The 764-nt window shown below is 51.0% G+C and carries 6 tRNA genes and 1 rRNA gene; all 7 read right to left on the bottom strand.

What is annotated here, in order from left to right:
* Window positions 1-3 precede the first annotated feature (3 nt).
* Window positions 4-81: transfer RNA gene (locus AC1DE7_RS31710), tRNA-Asp, on the bottom strand.
* A gap of 27 nt (window positions 82-108) precedes the next feature.
* Window positions 109-182: transfer RNA gene (locus AC1DE7_RS31705), tRNA-Met, on the bottom strand.
* 17 nt (window positions 183-199) lie between these two features.
* Window positions 200-275, bottom strand: a tRNA-Val gene (locus AC1DE7_RS31700).
* Window positions 276-342: 67 nt separating this feature from the next.
* A tRNA-Glu gene (locus tag AC1DE7_RS31695) sits at window positions 343-414 on the bottom strand.
* Between the two features lie 9 nt (window positions 415-423).
* A tRNA-Ser gene (locus tag AC1DE7_RS31690) sits at window positions 424-515 on the bottom strand.
* Window positions 516-518: 3 nt separating this feature from the next.
* A tRNA-Asn gene (locus AC1DE7_RS31685) sits at window positions 519-594 on the bottom strand.
* 66 nt (window positions 595-660) lie between these two features.
* Window positions 661-764, bottom strand: a 23S ribosomal RNA gene (locus tag AC1DE7_RS31680); the annotation flags it as partial.

The following is a 764-nucleotide window of genomic DNA, read 5'->3' as shown; positions in this document are numbered from 1 at the left end:
AAATGGCGGAACCGACGGGATTCGAACCCGCGATCTCCTGCGTGACAGGCAGGCATGTTAGGCCAACTACACCACGGTTCCAGATCACTTTCTCAAAGGAAAGTATAATTGCGGGGGCAGGATTTGAACCTGCGGCCTTCGGGTTATGAGCCCGACGAGCTACCGGGCTGCTCCACCCCGCGTCGTTATAAAGTTTATATGGTGGAGGCTGAGGGGATCGAACCCCCGACCCTCTGCTTGTAAGGCAGATGCTCTCCCAGCTGAGCTAAGCCTCCGAACAACACATTTATGATCATACCATAATCTTGTTGTAAAAATCAACTTCTTTTTTTGAAGTTATTATGACCCGTAGGGGATTCGAACCCCTGTTACCTCCGTGAAAGGGAGGTGTCTTAACCCCTTGACCAACGGGCCTTAATATTATGGCGGAGAGAGAGGGATTCGAACCCTCGAGACGCTTGTGACGCCTACACGATTTCCAATCGTGCTCCTTCGGCCAGCTCGGACACCTCTCCATATGGCTCCCCGAACAGGGCTCGAACCTGTGACAACTCGATTAACAGTCGAGTGCTCTACCAACTGAGCTATCAGGGAATATGCTTCAGAGATCGTTCTCTGAAAACTAGATTCGAAACGAAACAYGCGAATTACAACTTGCTATTGGATAAGCCCTCGACCGATTAGTACTGGTCAGCTCCATGCATTGCTGCACTTCCACCCCCAGCCTATCTACCTCGTCGTCTTCAAGGGGTCTTACATACTGG

It is taken from the genome of Paenibacillus sp. 10L310, assembly GCF_056395745.1.
Note: the sequence above shows the minus strand (reverse complement) of the source record. Positions and strands in the feature narration are given on the sequence as shown.